General features: G+C 60.2%; 1 protein-coding gene. It reads right to left on the minus strand.

Annotation, left to right across the window (positions count from 1 at the left end; translation table 11 throughout):
- Window positions 1-114: 114 nt before the first annotated feature.
- A complete protein-coding gene (locus ACS5Q1_RS37865; protein ID WP_473103079.1) occupies window positions 115-471 on the minus strand; it encodes a lysozyme inhibitor LprI family protein in 357 nt (118 codons plus the stop codon).
- Window positions 472-841 lie beyond the last annotated feature (370 nt).

Here is an 841-nt window from a genome sequence, read left to right on the forward strand (position 1 = left end):
GCGACGTGGCCATCGAGCGTCTCCTCACGCATGAGAGAGGAGACCCTGCCGATCCAATGTGATGGAATGGCGATGGGTCGGATCTTGTCGGGTGAAGGTCCATGTCGGCTGTGGTCAGAATGGTCCCCGCTTGGCGAGCGCCTCAAATCCATTCCGCAGCTGGCGGATCCGGTCGTCATAAGCCTTGCTCACGCAGGCACGATCATCTCCGCAGTTGGCCCGCCGTTTGAGCCAGGCGGCCTGCTCATCCTCCATGTCGCCGCGGGCGCCCATGCCAAGAAGCGGCTTGAGCTGGGTGTAGAGGACGGACATCTCGACGTCTGCATCATTGAGCTGACGATCGGCGCAGATGGTCTTTTCGTCGGGTGCCGCGGCCTTGGCACAGTCGAAGCTGGCAGCCTGCGTCGGCTGCCAGGCCGCCGACAGCAAGAGCGTGGAGAGCGCGGCGAGGTAGAGAGAGTTCCTGGTCATCGGATGATCCTCGGAAACCTAACTGCCGAGAGAACTGCGCCAGGCGATAGAGGCTCCCGGTCCAAAGAGCCCGATTGGAAGAAGGGTTAACCAAGAGTAAGGCAGGGCGATCCCTGATAGGCCATGTCCGGAAAGATCCTCAACTGGAGCACATTGGCCATTTCCTCGTGGGCGACAGACCCTACCTACCTCGGTCGCTTGCGCTACCGCCGAGGACAGGAATGACAGAAGAGAGTAACTATCGCGGGGCTTGTCACGTTAACCGAAGTCGGACGAGTTAAGGCAAACTTTGCTGCTTGTTTAACTCAAGCGGCAACGCAGGCTGCAGCCTTCCACGCCGCCATGGTATCGAGGCGGTGAAGATGGGTTG

It is taken from the genome of Microvirga sp. GN3 (genome assembly GCF_055792825.1).

Bases quoted from the DNA above. Each gene is read 5' to 3' on its own strand.
- ACS5Q1_RS37865 (WP_473103079.1), bottom strand. From the start codon at position 471: ATGACCAGGAACTCTCTCTACCTCGCCGCGCTCTCCACGCTCTTGCTG.